Genomic DNA, 16,077 nt, shown 5'->3' with positions numbered 1-16,077 from the left:
GCGCTATCCGCCTCTTCGTTTCGGCCGATCAGCCCGCCGGCTTGACGCTGGCGCAGGCTGGCGCGAGCGTCGTCTTTTTGCCGACGGCGGCGGTGATCACCTTCATCTGCGGCCGGTCCTTGCCGCCATGCGGCTGCACGTTCAATGGCTCCTGCGGCGGCCACCAGTCGCCGGCGGCCCAATAGGTCCAGCCAAGCCAGACGTCGCTATTGTCCGCCATGACACCGAAGACCTGCTTCAGTCCGTCGAGGCAAGGCTCGTTTCCCGCCACCCCGAATTCGCCGAGAAAACCGCGCTTGCCGTTCTCGCGCAGCCATGCCGTGACATCGGTCAGGCCTTGTTTGGCCTGGTCGCTCCCATCGCAGACGGGATGCGTGCCGGAACTGTCGGAATCAAGATACTGGTGAAACTCGAATGCGTAGAAATCGAGTGGGTCCTTGATCCCGAGCATGACGGTACCGTTCGCGCCGCCGCCGAGTTTGTCGGCAGACCAGCTCGATGCGCCGGTCCAATTCGTGCCAGGCACGAGGATGAGGTTGCGGGCGCCGACCGTGCGAATGCTGCGGATGGCTGTATTGGCTGCGTCCAGCCAATCGGGGGCCTTGATATCATGCGGCTCGTTCATCAGGCCGAAGAGCACGCCCTTCTGATTGGCGAATTCGACGGCGAGCCGCGCCCAGAAGTCGCCGAAGGCGAGATCGGTCGCGGGCGCCCGCGTGAGCTGGCCCTTGTCGTAATAGCCGAAATTATGTGGATCGAGGATCACCGCCATGCCGTGCTTTTGAATGAGGTCGACGGCATCCTTGAGCCGTTGCAGCTCCTCGCCATCGAGGGATTGCCCCAGCACCGGCTGCAGCCGCTCCCAGCGAAAGGGCAGGCGGACGACATTCATGCCCTTGTTGGCGAAATAGCGCACCGTGCCTTCCGACGGGTAAGTATAGTTGATGCCGAGCACGCCGCTGCGATCACCATATTCCGCGCCGGAGAGATTGATCCCGCGATAGCAGAGCTCAGCGGCAAATCCGGCATCGGCTTGCGCGGCGGAGGCGAACAGAACCATTGCGGCGAGCGATCGGCGCAGCAATCTCTTAGAGAGTCCGGTCATTGCACGCTCCTGTTCTTCCCTATCGCCGGTGAGCCCGTTTCATAAGAACTTGCCTGTTGAATATTGATGAAGAGACGAGCTTGGCGGGCCTTCGCCGCCGTTTGCCATGGGACTTCCTGGGAACGTCCTTAATGTTCCGTTAGCCAAACATTTCTAAACTCCGGGCATCTGCTGGCAGGGACCTGCCGGCGGACCCATGAAAGTCTGACATGAGCTCATTAGAACGAAGCAAGCGACCGAGCCAACTTCCGGGTTGGCGCAGCACCGAGCCGTCCGAAGGACAGCGCGAGGGCTTGCGTCTGCGCAGCCCGGTGGTGCGCCCGAGGGACTTTTTCCATGAGGTCAAGCCCGTTGCGGCCGAGGAACCGGCCAGTTCGGTGGAGCAGGAAGTCCACGCCCGTGGCGAAGTGCGCCGCGACATCGAGCCCAAATCGGAAGTCGCGCCGCAGCCGATCGTGGAGCCGGTCATTGTCGCAGCCCCCTCAGTCGTCGAGCCCGCAGTCGCTGCCGCGCCGCAAGCTGCTTCGCCCGCGCCGACGGCCGCGACCGATGCGCCGCTTCTCGACTTGCGCTCCGCTGTCCGGTCGATCTGGGCGAAAAAATTGTTGGTTCTTGTGCTCGCAGCAGTCGGGGCAGTGCTCGGTGCCGCTATCATCCCGCTGCTGCCGCAGAAATTCACCGCCGAAACCAGCCTCTATTTCGATCCTCGCCAAGTGGGAGGCTCTGATGGTCCGCAGGCCGCTCCCACGGCGCCGGAACTGATCCTGACGATGATCGATAGCCAGACGCAGATCCTTTCTTCCGGCAAGGTGCTTGGACGGGTCGTCGATGCGTTGGCGCTCGATCAGGACCCGCAGTTCAACGGCGGCGCCACCGGCGATGCGGCAAAATACGTCGCGACCGGGACGCTGGCAAAAGCTGTGCAGATCGCCCGCGAGGCAAGCACCTATGTCGTGACGGTGAAGGTGACGACGCGCGATCCGCAAAAGTCGGCCAAGATCGCCAACCAGCTTGTCACCTCCTTCATGGAGGAAGAGAGCAAGGCGGCAGCCAACAGCTATCAGGCCAGCAATACCGCCCTTGATGGCAGGCTGGAGGATTTGCGCCAGCAGGTGCTTTCCGCTGAAAAGGCGGTCGAGACCTACCGTGCTGACAACGATATGGTCGCCGTCGAAGGCAATCTGATTTCCGACAAGCGCCTGACCGCGCTGAACGACATGCTGTTGACCGCCCAGCAAAAGACGATCGAGGCAAAGGCGCGCGCCGATGCCGCTGATAAGCTGAGCTTCGAGGACGTCGTTTCCAACGGCTCTTCGACGACAACGGTGACGTCCGCATCGCTCAGCAGTCTACGACAGCAGTATGCCACACTTGCCGCCGCCGTCGGCAGCCTGCAAAGTCAGCTTGGCGCCCGTCACCCGCGGTTGCTCGCTGCCAAATCCTCGCTCGACAGCCTCGCCGCCGAAATTCGCAGCGAGCTGCGGAGGCAGACGACCTCGGCCAGCGCCGATTACGAGCAGGCCCAGAAGGCTGAGCAGGATATTGCCAAGGAACTGGCGGTGCAGAAGGCATCGCAGGTCAATACGTCAGGCAAGCTGGTCGGTCTCAATGAACTGCAGCGCAAGGCCGCCGCGGCCCGAGAGGTTTACGAGACGCTGCTGAAGCGTTCCGGCCAGACGAGCGATGCACAGGATTTGTCTCAGAGCAATATCCGTGTCATCTCCGAGGCCGAACCGCCGCTGACCGCGGACGGACCGAGCCGGAAGGTGATGATGGTGGCCGGATTGATCGCCGGCGCCGTGTTCGGCATAGGCCTCGGCGCGGCCTTTGCCATCCTCGCCGGTCTGTTCCGGCATCCCGTGGTCCGCGGCTATCTCGGAAAGTGATCTCCGTCACCCTTTCTGTGGTCGGCGGCTCTTTGAAGATCGGGGATGCAATTGCGCGTCGGCTGTTTTAAAAGCGAGTGGCTGCAGAGAATGATTGCATTTTCCTAATGAATGCATAAAGACAATCATGCTGTGTCGTGTAATACGTAGTGGGACAATTTATGCGAGAGAAGGGGTATGCTGTTCCATTGATTGGCGCCAGGGGAAACTGACCGATGGTGCCCGCGGATAAGCTCGTCCTCCCGTTCCTGGCGCTGCCGCGTTCGACCAAACGCGCGCTGGCGCTGATTGTCGATTCCAGCCTGTGCGTGCTGACCGTCTGGTTCGCCTATTGTCTCCGCCTGGATGACTGGGTGATTCTGGAGGGCGTGGAGTGGCTCCCGGCGATCGTTTCGCTCCTCGTCGCCATCCCGATCTTCATCGTCCTCGGCCTTTACCGTGCTATTTTCCGCTACGCCGGCATGTCGGCCTTCATGACCGTCGTCAAGGCGGTGGCGATCTATGCGCTCGCTTTCATGACCATTTTTACGGCGATCAGCGTACCCGGCGTCCCGCGTACGGTTGGTATCCTGCAGCCGCTTCTGCTGTTGATCGCCATCGGCCTGTCGCGCATGTGGACGCGCTACTGGCTTGGCAATGCCTATCAGCGGTTGTTGAACCGCAACAAGCTCGCCAAGGTGCTGATCTATGGCGCCGGCGCCTCGGGCCGGCAGCTCGCTGGCGCGCTCGCCAATAGTGCCGAACTCAATGTGGTCGGTTACCTCGACGACGACAGGCATTTGCATGGTAGCATCATGGGCGGCCTGCCGATCTACGATCCCGCCGATCTGCCTGCCTTGAGCGTCTCGAGCGAGATCAGAGGCGTGCTGCTTGCCCTGCCGAACGCGACGCGGCAGCGCCGCAACGAGATCCTTGAGGACATGCGCAAGGCTCGCGTCACCGTGCGCACCATGCCGGATTTGACGGCGCTCGCGCAGGGGCGCGTCGCTGTCTCCGATCTCCGCGAACTCGATATCGAAGACCTGCTCGGCCGCAATGTGATTGCGCCGGATCGCGGGCTCATCGACAAGAACATCCGTGGCAAGGTGGTGATGGTCACCGGTGCCGGCGGTTCGATCGGCAGCGAACTCTGCCGCCAGATCCTGAAGAACCGCCCGTCCTGCCTGCTGCTGGTGGAGCAGAACGAATTCGGGCTCTATGCCATTCACGGTGAGCTGGAAAAATCTGCTGCGACGGCGGGAGAGGGCGATATTCGCATTATTCCGTTCCTGGCATCCATCCGTGATCGTCGGCGGCTCCGGCAGATCATGGAGACATGGCGGCCGAAGACCGTCTACCACGCCGCCGCCTACAAGCATGTGCCGCTCGTCGAATACAATCCCGTCGAGGGCATTCGCAACAATGTGCTGGGAACGCTGACCACCGCCGAGGTGGCGCGCGATTGCGGCGTCGAGGATTTCGTGCTGATCAGCACGGACAAGGCCGTGCGTCCCACCAATATCATGGGCGCCAGCAAGCGATTGGCGGAGATGGTTCTGCAGGCTATGGACGCAGACCGCAAGCCCGGTGCCGGCGGCACGAATTTCGCCATGGTGCGTTTCGGTAATGTGCTCGGCTCATCGGGCTCCGTCGTGCCGCTCTTCCGCCAGCAGATCCGCGACGGCGGGCCGATCACGCTAACCCATCCGGACATCACCCGCTATTTCATGACGATCCCCGAGGCATCGCAGCTCGTCATCCAGGCCGGCGCCATGTCGGGCGGCGGCGATGTCTTCCTGCTCGACATGGGTGAACCGGTGCGTATCGCCGATCTCGCCCGTCGCATGGTGGAATTATCCGGCCTGACCGTGAGGGACAAGGATGAGCCGGAGGGAGACATCGAACTGGAGATCACCGGCCTGAGGCCGGGCGAAAAACTCTACGAAGAGCTGTTGATCGGCGACAATCCGCAGGCGACGAGCCATCCGCGCATCATGCGGGCCAAAGAGGATTTCCTGCCCTGGGCGGAACTGTCAAAGAAGCTCGCAGCCCTCGAAGCGGCGCTCGATGAAAACGACATTCCGCAGGCAAGAACTCTGTTGCAGAAACTGGTATCCGGCTACGCGCCCAGTGGGGAGGTGGTGGACCTCGTTTTCCGTGAGCGCGAGGCGGATCTCACCGTCGATACGCCGGACTTCGGCAGCGTCGCGGGGCTGTGAGCAATTTCAGGAAAGGTGCGCGGCGGTTTTCCGTCCGGAATTGCGCAAAAACAAGGACACGGACCCGTTAGGCGATTGCCACTAAAGGCGAATCACCTCAGCGTTCGGCGCTCTCCACGAACGATTGGGGCTTGGCCTTCACGGTATAGGCCCAGCGACGGAGCTGATCGCAAGTGCGAAACCAGTGCGCCGTGACTCGCAGCAGAAAATGTCGCTTCGCGGCGCGGTAATGTACGCGCTTGCCGATCGTCGTATCGGCACGGAATGGACTGAAATCCGCCACGTTTTCGAGCGTGGTGAAGGTCTCCACCCCTGTCGACCAGCCACGTTCGAGCGCGACATCATAAGGAAGAAGCATTGGTTTCAGTGACACCAGCAGCTTCTTCGCAGCTTTTCGGTTGACGATGTAGCATGCGGCCGACCCCTGCGGTCCGTGCATGCAGCGGCCGACGATGTCTTTTTCAGCGGTTTCGCATAGCGGCTTGAAGCCGACCAGACGATGATTGACTAGCTTTACCAAACGCGCGCCACAGACACTGTCCATGGCGGCGAGCGCCCTTGGAATCAGTCGATGGCTGAGTTCGACATCATCCTCCATGATGATCGCCATCTTGTCGCCGCTTGCGACGAATTGCTCCAGGGCAAGCAGATGGCTGCGATAGCAGCCATATTCGCCGGCCAGCAATTTGCGCCCGTTATGATAGACGAATTGCCGCTGCTGGAAATCGACACGGTCGCTTTCCGGAATCGTGCTGCCGTCGATGGCGGGAATTCGAGTGACGCTGAGCCCATATTGGGTCGCCTGCCCACGCAATCTTTCCCAGCGTTCAGGCGAGCGGTCGAGATTGATGACGTAAATGCGGACATGCGGTGCCAGAATGTCGGCGCTAGGTACCTCCGCGCATTGGACAATTCGATCAGCCCGCTCGAGAATCACTTTTACTCCCACAAATTGAAATCCAGACGACCATAAACCATAGCGGCAGTGGCGCTACTATATAACAAGCCCCTTACTTTTCGCAAACTTAGATTGCACGCTTGTAATGTAGGCTCAAGTAAAAGCGTTTTCGTTAACGTAATTTGCTGTGAACGGATGCACATTCGCGACCCATCCGTTTCCGAGCGCGATTTTCCGATGCCATCAGTTGGCGCTCCGCACGAGCGTCATTATATCTGAGATATGCGACGCACCTTCGGTGCGCCCGCGTGCCGGAAGGGTCTTAGGAATCCATGTGGACCAGAGCGAAAATCGTCATTGCTGGCTTGCTTCTCGCCAGTGTCTTGCCCGCGCCGAGTTTCGCAGACAATCCGCTGCTTCCGAAGCCCTATGTCCGCCCGGTCTATCCCTACAAGGACCTTCCGGGGGTGACCGAACCGAAAATGGCTGCCGACGAAAAATTCGAGTGCCGCACGACCACGGTGCGGATACGCGGTTTCCACGGGGGCGTCTTCTACCGCAATTTGCCGCGCGTCGGCTATATCTGCGAGCAGAACGGCGTCATCTCCATAGGCACCAGCAAGCCGAACTATCAGTATTGGCTATATAACGGCCCTAACAGATAGGCGCGGCCGATCCCAGCGAAAATCAAGCGGCGTAAAGCCCGGGTCCGATAAGGCCCACCCGGAAAGCGATTGTGTATTCTCACGGATCGGTCTGAAAATAAATTTCATACTTTCGAGTATTTTCCCGAACCTCGTTGACGAATGCGAAAATTTGCCTCAAGCTGACGAAAATAAATTACGTAGTGGGAACGATACGGGTATGCGAGTGGGGATCATTGGCCTCGGATTCCGTCTGGGGTACCTGGGCTATGTTTTCAAAGCGATCGATGACAGCTTCGAGATAGCGGGCTATGTCGATCCGGCACCGGCGGGCCTACCCGGCTTGATCGAACAGGGCATTTCGGCCGGCAAGGCCTATGCTTCTCCCCAGGACCTGATCGCCGGCGAAAAGCTCGATCTGCTGATGATCGGCTCGCCGAATCACATGCATCTCGATCATATCCGTCTCGGGCTCGAGGCCGGTCTGAAGATCTTCTGCGAGAAACCGATCGTCTCCACCATCGAGCAAAGCATCGAGCTTGCGCATCTGATGGCGAAATATGGTCACGAGCGGCTGATGGTCGGCCTCGTGCTGCGCTATTCGCCGATGTACCGCGACCTCTTGGCCGCGCAGGCTGCTGGAAAGCTGGGGCACATCGTTTCGATTGAGGCGGCCGAACACATCGAGCCTTACCACGGCGCTTTCTTCATGCGGGATTGGCGCCGTTACGAGCATTATTCCGGCAGTTTCATGCTGGAGAAATGTTGCCATGACCTCGATCTCTACAATGGCGTGGTCGGAGCGCGTCCGGAGCGCGTCGCCAGCTTCGGAGGACGAAAGAGCTTCATTCCGGCAAACGATCCTGCGAGGGAAGGAATCAATGACCTTGAACTGTTCCATCGCAAGCCTAGCGGTTGGATGGGCTCGGACAAGGTCTTCGACAGCGATGGCGACATCATCGATTATCAGGTCGCAATCATCGAATACGCCAACGGCGTCGGCATGAATTTTCACACCAATCTGAACGTGCCGGACCAGTTCCGTCGTTTCGCCATCATGGGTTCGCGGGGCATGGCTGAGGGCGACTTTATTCGCGGCTACCTCAATGTTCATGAAATGCTGACGGGCAATAAGGTGATCGAGAAGAAATACGCGGCACGAACGGCGCTTTCCCAGCATTACGGCGCCGACGAACAGATGGCCGCCGATGTCATCGCGCATGTCAAATCAGGCCAGGATTTGCCGGTCTCGACGCTTAACGCACTGGAAGCCGGCATCCTGGCGCTGTCCATGGACGAGGCCCGAATGAAGAGGGCGGTCGTGGACCTGCGCCCGATCTGGGACAGGTTCGACGAAGCCCTGCAATCGCGAGCCGCATAGAGGGAGGCGCAAGATGGGTGTTCACCGCAGCACAGTCATCTTCGCCTGGATCCTGCTTCTTCCAGCCCTTCTCTATGTCCTCGTCATCGTCGCCTATCCGTTGGTCGACACCGTCATCCTGTCCTTCACCGACGCCTCGCTGAAGAAACTGACGAACTGGGTCGGCTTCGACAATTATTGGAAGATTTTCAACGCCACTTTCGCCTCGGTGATCATCCGGACCTTTGTCTGGACGTTCTTTTCGGTGTCGATCAAGATGATCATCGGCACTTTCGGGGCGATGATGCTGAATTCGGCGGTTCCCGGTCGCTCGCTCTTTCGGGTTCTGACCATGCCGCCCTGGATCGTGCCCATGGCGATCGGCATCTTCATGTGGGGTTGGATGTATAACGGCCAGTTCGGGATGATTTCCGGCGTCCTGCAGAATCTCGGCCTCGTCAGCGGCCCGGTCGCTTTCTTGGCCTATGGCAACACGGCCTTCTGGGCGACGATCATCACCGACGTCTGGATCGGCGTGCCGCTGGTGACGCTCTATATGCTCGCCGCCATGCAGGCGATTCCGCAGGATCTGTACGAGGCCGCCTGGACCGACGGCGCCGGACGCGCTTACCGCTTTCGCCGCATCACGCTGCCGCTCCTTGTGCCGTCGCTGATCACGATGTCGATGCTGTCGCTGATCGCCACCTTCAATTCCTTCGACATCATCTGGATCCTGACGCGCGGCGGCCCGGACGGCGAGACGACGACAATGATCATCGATACCTATCGCACGGCGATCGGCTCGTACAAGTATGGCGAGGGTGCGGCTCGCGCGGTGCTGATCTGCATTTTCCTGTCGCTGTTCTGCCTTGCCTATTTCCGCACCACCAGTCGTTTTGCCACGGGGGACAGGGCATGAGCCATCCGGCGATGATCAACCGCTACAAATGGTACGAACTGATCGGCATCTATGCCGGCATCCTGGTATTCCTAACCTTCGTATTGGCGCCCTTCGTCGAGGGCTTCCTGGTATCGCTGAAACCGCTCTCACTGCTTTTCTCGTCGCCTTATCGCTTCTGGCCGGAAAACGGCTCCTTCGAAGCCTACCGCACCATGTGGATCAGCGTGCCGGGCTTCGGCCGCTATATATTCAATTCCTTCTTCATTTCCACCATCGTCACGGCCGTTGTGCTGGTGCTCGTCGTGCCGGCGGCCTATGCCTTCGCCCGCTTCGATTTCAGGGGCAGCGGCGTGCTGCTCGGCGCCTTCCTGGCGGTCAACATGTTTTCCGGTGCCGTGCTGCTGATTCCGCTTTTCCGGCTGATGCGCAGCATGGGCGTGCTCAACACTTATTTTGCGATGATCGTGCCGGGTGTCGCCTTCCTCATTCCCTCGGCCATCTGGTTGCTGCGCACCTATATGATGCGCATTCCGAAGGAGCTCGACGAGGCGGCCTTTGTCGATGGCGCCAGCCATTTCTATACGTTGCGCCGCGTCATCCTGCCCATCGCCATGCCAGGCATCACCGTCGTCGCCATCACCACTTTCATCGGCGCCTACGCGCAGCAATTCATCTATGCGCTCACCTTTAATTCTAAGTCCGAGTACATGCCGCTGCCGGTTGGGCTGTTCGCTTATTTCGGCCGGCAAGAGGTTGTCTGGAACGAACTCATGGCGGCAAGCTTCGTCGGCATCGCGCCGGCTCTGGTCGTGATCTTCTTTCTGCAACGGTATCTCGTCAGCGGTCTGACTGCTGGCGCGGTGAAGCAATAAAATCAATCAACCACCAGAGAACGGGAGCTTAAACGTGAAATTTCATTTCAAAACGGGGCTGCTTGCCCTTGCTTTGCTCGGCTCCACCGCGCTTGGCGCCGTGAATGCCCAAGCCGCCGACAAGGAAATCAACTGGATCTATTGCGGCGACAGCATCGATCCGATCCATGTGAAATATATCAAGCAATGGGAAGACAAGAATCCGGGCTGGGCAGTGAAGCCGGAAGTCGTCGGCTGGGAGCAGTGCCAGGACAAGGCGACGACGCTGGCCGCAGCCGGTACCCCGGTCGCCATGGCCTATGTCGGCTCGCGTACGCTGAAGCAGTTCGCGGAAAACGATCTTATCGTTCCGATCCCGATGACGGACGAGGAAAAGAAGAGCTACTATCCGAATATCGTCGATACCGTAACCTCCGACGGACAACAGTGGGGTGTGCCGATCGCCTTCTCGACCAAGGCGCTCTATTGGAACAAGGACCTCTTCAAGCAGGCGGGTCTCGATCCGGAAAAGCCGCCGACAACCTGGGCCGAGGAAATCGCCGACGCCAAGGTGATCAAGGAAAAGACCGGAATTCCTGGCTACGGCTTGTCGGCCAAGACGTTCGACAACACAATGCACCAGTTCCTGCACTGGGTTTACACGAACAACGGCAAGGTGATCGACGGCGACAAGATTGTCCTCGATAGCCCGGAAGTGCTGGCCGCCCTTCAGGCCTATAAGGATATCACCCCTTATTCCGTCGAAGGCGCCACGGCTTACGAGCAGAACGAAATGCGCGCCATCTTTCTGGACGGCAAGGTCGGCATGCTCCAGGCGGGGTCGGGCGCTGCCTATCGCCTGAAGGATACGAAGATCAACTGGGGCGTCGCACCGCTGCCGCTCGGTCCTTCGGCCAAGGGCCAGGGCACGCTGCTCATCACCGATAGTCTTGCTGTATTCAAAGGCACTGGCGTTGAGGACAAGGCGATCGAATTCGCGAAGTTCATCACCTCTCCCGGTCCGCAGGCCGAATACGAACTTCAGGGCGGCGCCGGTCTGACGCCCCTGCGTCCATCTCCGTTGGTAGACGAGTTCGAGAAGAAGGATCCCTTCTGGAAGCCGTTCATCGACGGCATCAGCTATGGTGGTCCGGAGCCGCTGTTCAAGGACTATAAGGGCTTCCAGAATGTCATGATCGAGATGGTCCAGTCCGTTGTGACCGGCAAGGCCCAGCCGGCGGATGCCTTGAAGAAGGCAGCCGCGGACCTCGAGCAATATAAATAGGCCTGCAAATCGCCGGGCCGCGCGCAACACGCGCGGCCTCTTGAGCCCCGCCCGCCTTATGGCGGCGCCGCGCGGAGACAGATTTTTGGGACAGCTTCACCTCAAGCAGGTCAAGAAATTTTACGGCCACTTCGAAGTCATCAAAGGCGTTGAGCTTGACGTGACGGACGGCGAGTTCGTCGTTTTCGTCGGTCCCTCCGGCTGCGGCAAGTCGACTTTGCTGCGGATGATCGCCGGGCTCGACGATGTCACCGGCGGCGACATCGTCATCGACGGTGTGCGCGTCAACGACCTACCGCCGGTCAAGCGCGGCATCGCCATGGTGTTCCAGTCCTATGCCCTTTATCCGCATATGACGGTGTTCGAGAATATCGCCTTTCCCTTGCGCGTCGAGAGAATGGCGGAAGACAAACTCAAGGCCAGGGTGGAGCGCGCCGCCCAAATCCTCCATCTCGACCAACGCCTGCAGCAAAAGCCCGGCATGCTGTCGGGCGGCCAGCGCCAGCGCGTCGCCATTGGCCGCGCGATCGTCCGTGAGCCGAAGATCTTCCTGTTCGACGAACCGTTGTCGAACTTGGACGCGGCCCTGCGCGCTGATATGCGCATCGAGCTTGCCAAGCTGCACCATCAATTGCAGGCGACGATGATCTATGTGACACACGATCAGGTCGAGGCAATGACCATGGCCGACCGGATCGTCGTCCTCAACGCCGGCGAAATCGCCCAGACGGGCGAGCCGCTGGAGCTTTATCATAAGCCGGCAAATAAATTCGTCGCCAGCTTCATCGGCAATCCAAAGATGAATTTCCTGCCGGTGACGTGCAAGGGCCTCACCGAGGCAGGCGTCGAGGTGGAATACAAGGGCCAGACGGCGCTGCTGCCGGTGAGGCCACGAGATGTCGCTGTCGGCAAGCAGCTGACGCTCGGCATCCGGCCGGAGCATGTGCAGCTCGGCGGTGGCGATATATCGCTGACAGTCATGCCGACCGTGATCGAGCGGCTGGGCGCGCAGACGGTCGCCTATGCGGCGCTGGAACGTTATAGCGGCGAGAATTTTTGCGCTACGCTGCCCGGAAGCGTTGCCATCCGCACGGACGTGCCGCTGGTCACAGGCTTTCGCATCGCCGACTGCCATCTTTTCGATGAGAATGGCATGGCTTTCGAACGCAAGGTGGAGTTGACGGATATCGATATGGAGTGGCTGAGCACACCTACGTCCAAGTTGGAGGAAGGTCGCGCGTAGCGCAGATTTGACGCGGCGCTAGAGCGACGCCCCCTCATCCGCTTCCTGAGCCTGTCGAAGGGCGGGCGCATTCTTCCCCGAGGGCAGAAGGGCGTCGTCACCTACCAGACCAGCCCGCGCGCGGCGACATCCTCGACGCGAGTCACAAAGCCGTCGCGGTGAAACACCATGCGGTCGAACAGGTTGGAGACGACGCAGGTGTGGTTGGGGATGATGCGGATCTTGTCGCCGATCGCTGGACGCGGCCCGCTGCATTTCGAAAGATCGACCACCCCATGCTCTTCCGAGAGGTTCGTGATGACGGCTTCCGGATAACCGACCACGGCGCCATAGTCCGAAAAGCCGAGAAGGTCCGAGGTCAGTGCCTTGGAACCGGCGTCGATGACGGCGCGGTCCGGCGTCGGGCGCGAGACGACGGTCGCGAGGATATGCATGGCGCAGTCGTCTTCGCCGCAATGGCCTGCGCGCACCATGGAGCGGTCATTGTAGATATAGGTCCCGGCACGGTGCTCAGTGGCCGCCGTTACCAGATGCGCCTCGTAAAGGCTCGGCGTGCCGCCGCTGCTGACGATCGGGCATTCGACGCCGTCGCGTTTCAGAAGAGTCATGGTCTCCGCCAGAAAGGCCTGTATGGCGGCAGCGCTGTTCGGCTTCGGATAAGTCATCAGGCCGCCGAAAATCAGGCCCGGCTTGCCGGCGATATGCTGGGCCAATGCCGCGGCCTCTTGCGGCGACTGCACGCCGCAGCGCCCGCCGCCGGTATCGCACTCCACCAGCACGGTGAGCGGTTTGCGGGTTGCTAAATGGGTTGACAAGCCGTCGACCGTAGCTGTGCTGTCGGCGACCACTTTCAGCCCGGCGACACGATCGTTCAGGGCAGTAAGGCGGACGAGCTTCTCGGGACCGATGATATTGAAGGTGATGAGGATATCCTCGAAGCCGGCATCGGCAAACACTTCGGCTTCGGTGATCTTCTGGCAATTGATCCCCTTGGCGCCTGCCGCCACCTGGGCGCTCGCCAGCGCGGGGATCTTGTGGGTCTTGATATGCGGCCGGAAGTTCAGCCCATGCGTGTCCATATAGGATTGCACGCGGGCGATATTCGCCGCCATGCGGTCTTCGTCGATGATCGGGCGCGGTGTCGAGAGATCGTCGATGCGGTCGCCAGGCTTGGGGCTGATCTCCGAGACGATATCATGTGCCATATCAGGCAACTCCCTCTTTTGCCGTGTGCGGGTCGGCAACCAACGGCCAGATGTCCTTCGGCGCGCGGCGATAGGGCGTGCGCGCCGGATTGTTCGGATAGGGCGTTCCGGCCGAACAGTAAAGGATTTCCGACGCGATCTTGGAGAAGGAAGCGTAGAAGTGATTGGTCGACTTGATCACGAGGATCTTCTTCCGCGTAGGATCGATGCCCATCACGGAGAAAAGGCTCGGATCGAAGCTTTGGGCGCGCGTTGAGTTGAGAATGATGTCGACGCCGTTGAGTTCGATATGCGCGGCATCGCCGAATGGCGCGAAACTTTCGCCGAAGCGCATCTCGGCATTGGCGACGAGGCGCACGACCTTGACGATCCCATCGACAGGATTGCCGGTGCCCGGCGCCGATTTCGCCCCGAATCGCAGCGGAATTTCCGCGCCTTCCCCGGCCGCCATGCAGATCTGCACTGCCATCGGGTCCCATATCGTGCCGATCGCCGTGTCGCGTGCGCCTCGGGCGAGCAGCTCTTCGAGGATAACGGTCGCATCGCCCGCCGTGCCGCCGCCGGGATTGTCCCATACATCGGCAATGACGACGGGAGCCGAACGGGCTGCCCCCGACCAGGCGGCAATGGCCTCGGCCACCGCCTGCTTTTCGTCGATCTGCGGCATGATGAAGGTGCCGCGCTTGGAAAAGAGCTCCGAACCGAGTTCACGGGCGAGGGCGGAACCCTTATCCGGCTTATTATCGGTGACGACCAGCAGCTTCGTGCCCATTTCCGGCACGTCACCGGCCATGAAACCATGGATCACGGATATGGACAGGATATCCGCATCATCTTTCTCGATCGTCATGATCTTGTCGACGAAGGAGCGCATCGGCTCGCGCGAGGTTGGAAAGACGTCGATCATCCGGCAATCGAAGACGGACATGACCGGCTTTGCGTGGCCCTCCAGCGTATCGACGGCGATGCGCCAGAGGTCTTCGGCGCGATCGACGAAGTCCGTATGCGGGAATTCCTTGAAATAAACGAAGAAATTCGCTGCTCCGACACGCTTTTTTGTCAGATGGCTATGCGGATCGAGTTCAGCGCAGACAAGGATGTTCGGCCCGACGATTTGGCGGACTCGGGTGAGAAAATCGCCCTCGGTGTCCTCATAGCCGTCGGCAACCATCGCGCCGTGCAGCCCGAGTACGACCGCGTCGACCGGCATGGCGGCGCGAAGCTGGTCGAGGATTTCGTCACGCAGATCCTCATAGGCCCCGCGGTTCACCAAGCCGGCCGGGTCGGCCCAGGCGGCCGTCCCCTCGATCAGTTCCCAGCCTTTTTCCGCGGTCACCCGCCGGCCCACGGTAATCGGCGCCGAACAGAGCGTCGGCGTCTCCGGATGCGTGCCCGGCGGCGCATAGAGGGAAGCCTCGAAGGCGCGCCGATCGACGCAGATCGGAGAAAAAGTGTTCGTCTCTGTCGCGAGCACCGCGGTGAAAATGCGCAACGCCGTCGCCTCTATTCCATGGGGTTCGGCAGGTAACCGGTAAAGCCGGAAATCTTCCAGCGGCCTTCATGCAGGCGGCAATAATAAAGCGTCTGCCATTTCAGTACATCGACGCCGTCCGTCTTCTTCAGGCTGCCATCGAATTTCTTGCGCACCAGCGCCATCTCGCCTTCGATCTCGATGTCTTCCAGTGTCGTCGTGGTGAAGATGGCGGTGCGCGGGTCTTCCGCAAAGGATTGGCCGGCGAAGTCGCGTGCTTGCCGCAACCATTCGTCGCGATAGGCGCCAAGCGTCGGGAAAGCGAGGCGCCATTTGTCGGGACTGACCTCACGGCGGCCATCGATACCGATAAAGCCGTCTTCCACGAAATCGTCCGATACCAGCGACCAGTCGGCGGCGAGAAAGGCGTCGATGTCGCGCGGCACAAGCATCTCCCAGATCGCACGCCGGGCGGCATCGTCGGCAGGGAAGGGATTTTTAAAGGGATCGCGCATTGTGTCAGCCAGTATTGAAATTCTTTTCATAAACTGCGATTTTCACTGGCCAAATTCTGCTTTCTATGGTCATTTGTCAACGTATCAAGAAAATAATTTGCAGGATTCGAAAATGTCCATCAAGCGTTATGGCACTGGCCAAACGGGTGCGGGTGGCAAGCCGCTGCCCTTTGCGCGCGCTGTCGAAGCCAATGGCTGGCTCCATGTTTCCGGCCAGGTCGCCATGGAAGATGGCGAGATCATCGATGGTGGCATCGTCGCTCAGACCCATAAGGCGATCGGCAATCTCATCGCCATTCTCCATGAGGCCGGTTACGACGTCGAGCATGTCGTCCGCGTTGGCGTCTGGCTCGACGATCCCCGCGATTTCTGGAGCTTCAACAAGATCTACCAGGACTACTTCGGCGCCCATCCGCCGGCGCGCGCCTGCGTGCAGTCGTCGATGATGGTGGATTGCAAGGTGGAGATCGATTGCATCGCGTATAAGACGCCGGAAGCGTAGGACGGGGAAGCTC

General features: G+C 60.1%; 14 protein-coding genes. 9 read left to right on the top strand and 5 right to left on the bottom strand.

All coding sequences use genetic code 11. From position 1 onward, the window contains the following. Nucleotides 1–28: 28 nt before the first annotated feature. On the bottom strand, nucleotides 29–1,105 hold the full coding sequence (locus tag PY649_RS14590; protein WP_432761359.1) for a glycoside hydrolase family 5 protein: 1,077 nt from the start codon (nucleotides 1,103–1,105) through the stop codon (nucleotides 29–31). A 209-nt stretch (nucleotides 1,106–1,314) separates the two neighbouring features. Between PY649_RS14590 and PY649_RS14585 the strand changes: the two genes are divergently transcribed. Together PY649_RS14585 and PY649_RS14580 are read left to right on the top strand one after the other, a co-directional pair. Then, nucleotides 1,315–2,991 (top strand): GumC family protein, encoded by a 1,677-nt coding sequence (locus PY649_RS14585; RefSeq protein ID WP_285869192.1) that lies wholly within the window; start codon nucleotides 1,315–1,317, stop codon nucleotides 2,989–2,991. A 215-nt stretch (nucleotides 2,992–3,206) separates the two neighbouring features. Beyond that, the gene (locus PY649_RS14580; protein ID WP_285869191.1) at nucleotides 3,207–5,189 is read left to right on the top strand and encodes a polysaccharide biosynthesis protein; all 1,983 of its coding nucleotides are present in this window, start codon (nucleotides 3,207–3,209) and stop codon (nucleotides 5,187–5,189) included. A gap of 97 nt (nucleotides 5,190–5,286) precedes the next feature. On the opposite strand, the gene PY649_RS14575 is transcribed toward PY649_RS14580, so the two are convergent. Then, entirely contained in the window at nucleotides 5,287–6,138 is an 852-nt protein-coding gene (locus PY649_RS14575; protein WP_285869190.1) for a glycosyltransferase family 25 protein, read from the bottom strand. Nucleotides 6,139–6,419: 281 nt separating this feature from the next. Between PY649_RS14575 and PY649_RS14570 the strand changes: the two genes are divergently transcribed. The 6 genes from PY649_RS14570 to PY649_RS14545 all read left to right on the top strand — a co-directional run bounded on the left by PY649_RS14570 (nucleotide 6,420) and on the right by PY649_RS14545 (nucleotide 12,371). Further along, on the top strand, nucleotides 6,420–6,752 hold the full coding sequence (locus tag PY649_RS14570) for a hypothetical protein (protein WP_285869189.1): 333 nt from the start codon (nucleotides 6,420–6,422) through the stop codon (nucleotides 6,750–6,752). A 199-nt stretch (nucleotides 6,753–6,951) separates the two neighbouring features. Then, complete coding sequence (locus PY649_RS14565) at nucleotides 6,952–8,112, top strand: Gfo/Idh/MocA family protein (protein ID WP_285869188.1); 1,161 nt, start codon at nucleotides 6,952–6,954, stop codon at nucleotides 8,110–8,112. Between the two features lie 13 nt (nucleotides 8,113–8,125). Then, nucleotides 8,126–9,010, top strand: a complete 885-nt coding sequence (locus tag PY649_RS14560) for a carbohydrate ABC transporter permease (RefSeq protein ID WP_285869187.1) — start codon at nucleotides 8,126–8,128, stop codon at nucleotides 9,008–9,010. Then, nucleotides 9,007–9,864: a carbohydrate ABC transporter permease gene (locus tag PY649_RS14555; protein ID WP_285869186.1), complete on the top strand. Its 858-nt coding sequence runs from the start codon at nucleotides 9,007–9,009 to the stop codon at nucleotides 9,862–9,864. The genes PY649_RS14560 and PY649_RS14555 overlap by 4 nt, the downstream gene beginning before the upstream one ends. 34 nt (nucleotides 9,865–9,898) lie before the next feature. Next, the gene (locus PY649_RS14550) at nucleotides 9,899–11,128 is read left to right on the top strand and encodes an extracellular solute-binding protein (protein WP_285869185.1); all 1,230 of its coding nucleotides are present in this window, start codon (nucleotides 9,899–9,901) and stop codon (nucleotides 11,126–11,128) included. Between the two features lie 85 nt (nucleotides 11,129–11,213). After that, nucleotides 11,214–12,371, top strand: coding sequence for an ABC transporter ATP-binding protein (locus tag PY649_RS14545; protein WP_285869184.1), 1,158 nt, complete (start codon nucleotides 11,214–11,216; stop codon nucleotides 12,369–12,371). 101 nt (nucleotides 12,372–12,472) lie between these two features. On the opposite strand, the gene PY649_RS14540 is transcribed toward PY649_RS14545, so the two are convergent. The 3 genes from PY649_RS14540 to PY649_RS14530 are packed head-to-tail and all read right to left on the bottom strand — an operon-like array spanning nucleotide 12,473 to nucleotide 15,562. Continuing rightward, nucleotides 12,473–13,576 (bottom strand): D-TA family PLP-dependent enzyme, encoded by a 1,104-nt coding sequence (locus PY649_RS14540; protein ID WP_285869183.1) that lies wholly within the window; start codon nucleotides 13,574–13,576, stop codon nucleotides 12,473–12,475. 1 nt (nucleotide 13,577) lies between these two features. Next, nucleotides 13,578–15,068: a M81 family metallopeptidase gene (locus PY649_RS14535; RefSeq protein ID WP_285869182.1), complete on the bottom strand. Its 1,491-nt coding sequence runs from the start codon at nucleotides 15,066–15,068 to the stop codon at nucleotides 13,578–13,580. Between the two features lie 11 nt (nucleotides 15,069–15,079). Then, nucleotides 15,080–15,562, bottom strand: a complete 483-nt coding sequence (locus tag PY649_RS14530) for a hypothetical protein (protein WP_285869180.1) — start codon at nucleotides 15,560–15,562, stop codon at nucleotides 15,080–15,082. 112 nt (nucleotides 15,563–15,674) lie between these two features. Between PY649_RS14530 and PY649_RS14525 the strand changes: the two genes are divergently transcribed. Beyond that, nucleotides 15,675–16,064: a RidA family protein gene (locus tag PY649_RS14525; RefSeq protein ID WP_285869179.1), complete on the top strand. Its 390-nt coding sequence runs from the start codon at nucleotides 15,675–15,677 to the stop codon at nucleotides 16,062–16,064. The last annotated feature ends 13 nt before the right edge of the window (nucleotides 16,065–16,077 follow it).

It is taken from the genome of Rhizobium mayense, assembly GCF_030272705.1.
GTDB lineage: Bacteria > Pseudomonadota > Alphaproteobacteria > Rhizobiales > Rhizobiaceae > Rhizobium > Rhizobium mayense.
Note: the sequence above shows the minus strand (reverse complement) of the source record. Positions and strands in the feature narration are given on the sequence as shown.

What these genes read in the sequence shown, in the direction of transcription:
- PY649_RS14590 (WP_432761359.1), bottom strand. Translation starts at nt 1,105, where the DNA reads ATGACCGGACTCTCTAAGAGATTGCTGCGCCGATCGCTCGCCGCAATG.
- PY649_RS14585 (WP_285869192.1), top strand. Translation starts at nt 1,315, where the DNA reads ATGAGCTCATTAGAACGAAGCAAGCGACCGAGCCAACTTCCGGGTTGG.
- PY649_RS14580 (WP_285869191.1), top strand. Translation starts at nt 3,207, where the DNA reads ATGGTGCCCGCGGATAAGCTCGTCCTCCCGTTCCTGGCGCTGCCGCGT.
- PY649_RS14570 (WP_285869189.1), top strand. Translation starts at nt 6,420, where the DNA reads ATGTGGACCAGAGCGAAAATCGTCATTGCTGGCTTGCTTCTCGCCAGT.
- PY649_RS14565 (WP_285869188.1), top strand. Translation starts at nt 6,952, where the DNA reads ATGCGAGTGGGGATCATTGGCCTCGGATTCCGTCTGGGGTACCTGGGC.
- PY649_RS14560 (WP_285869187.1), top strand. Translation starts at nt 8,126, where the DNA reads ATGGGTGTTCACCGCAGCACAGTCATCTTCGCCTGGATCCTGCTTCTT.
- PY649_RS14555 (WP_285869186.1), top strand. Translation starts at nt 9,007, where the DNA reads ATGAGCCATCCGGCGATGATCAACCGCTACAAATGGTACGAACTGATC.
- PY649_RS14540 (WP_285869183.1), bottom strand. Translation starts at nt 13,576, where the DNA reads ATGGCACATGATATCGTCTCGGAGATCAGCCCCAAGCCTGGCGACCGC.
- PY649_RS14530 (WP_285869180.1), bottom strand. Translation starts at nt 15,562, where the DNA reads ATGCGCGATCCCTTTAAAAATCCCTTCCCTGCCGACGATGCCGCCCGG.
- PY649_RS14525 (WP_285869179.1), top strand. Translation starts at nt 15,675, where the DNA reads ATGTCCATCAAGCGTTATGGCACTGGCCAAACGGGTGCGGGTGGCAAG.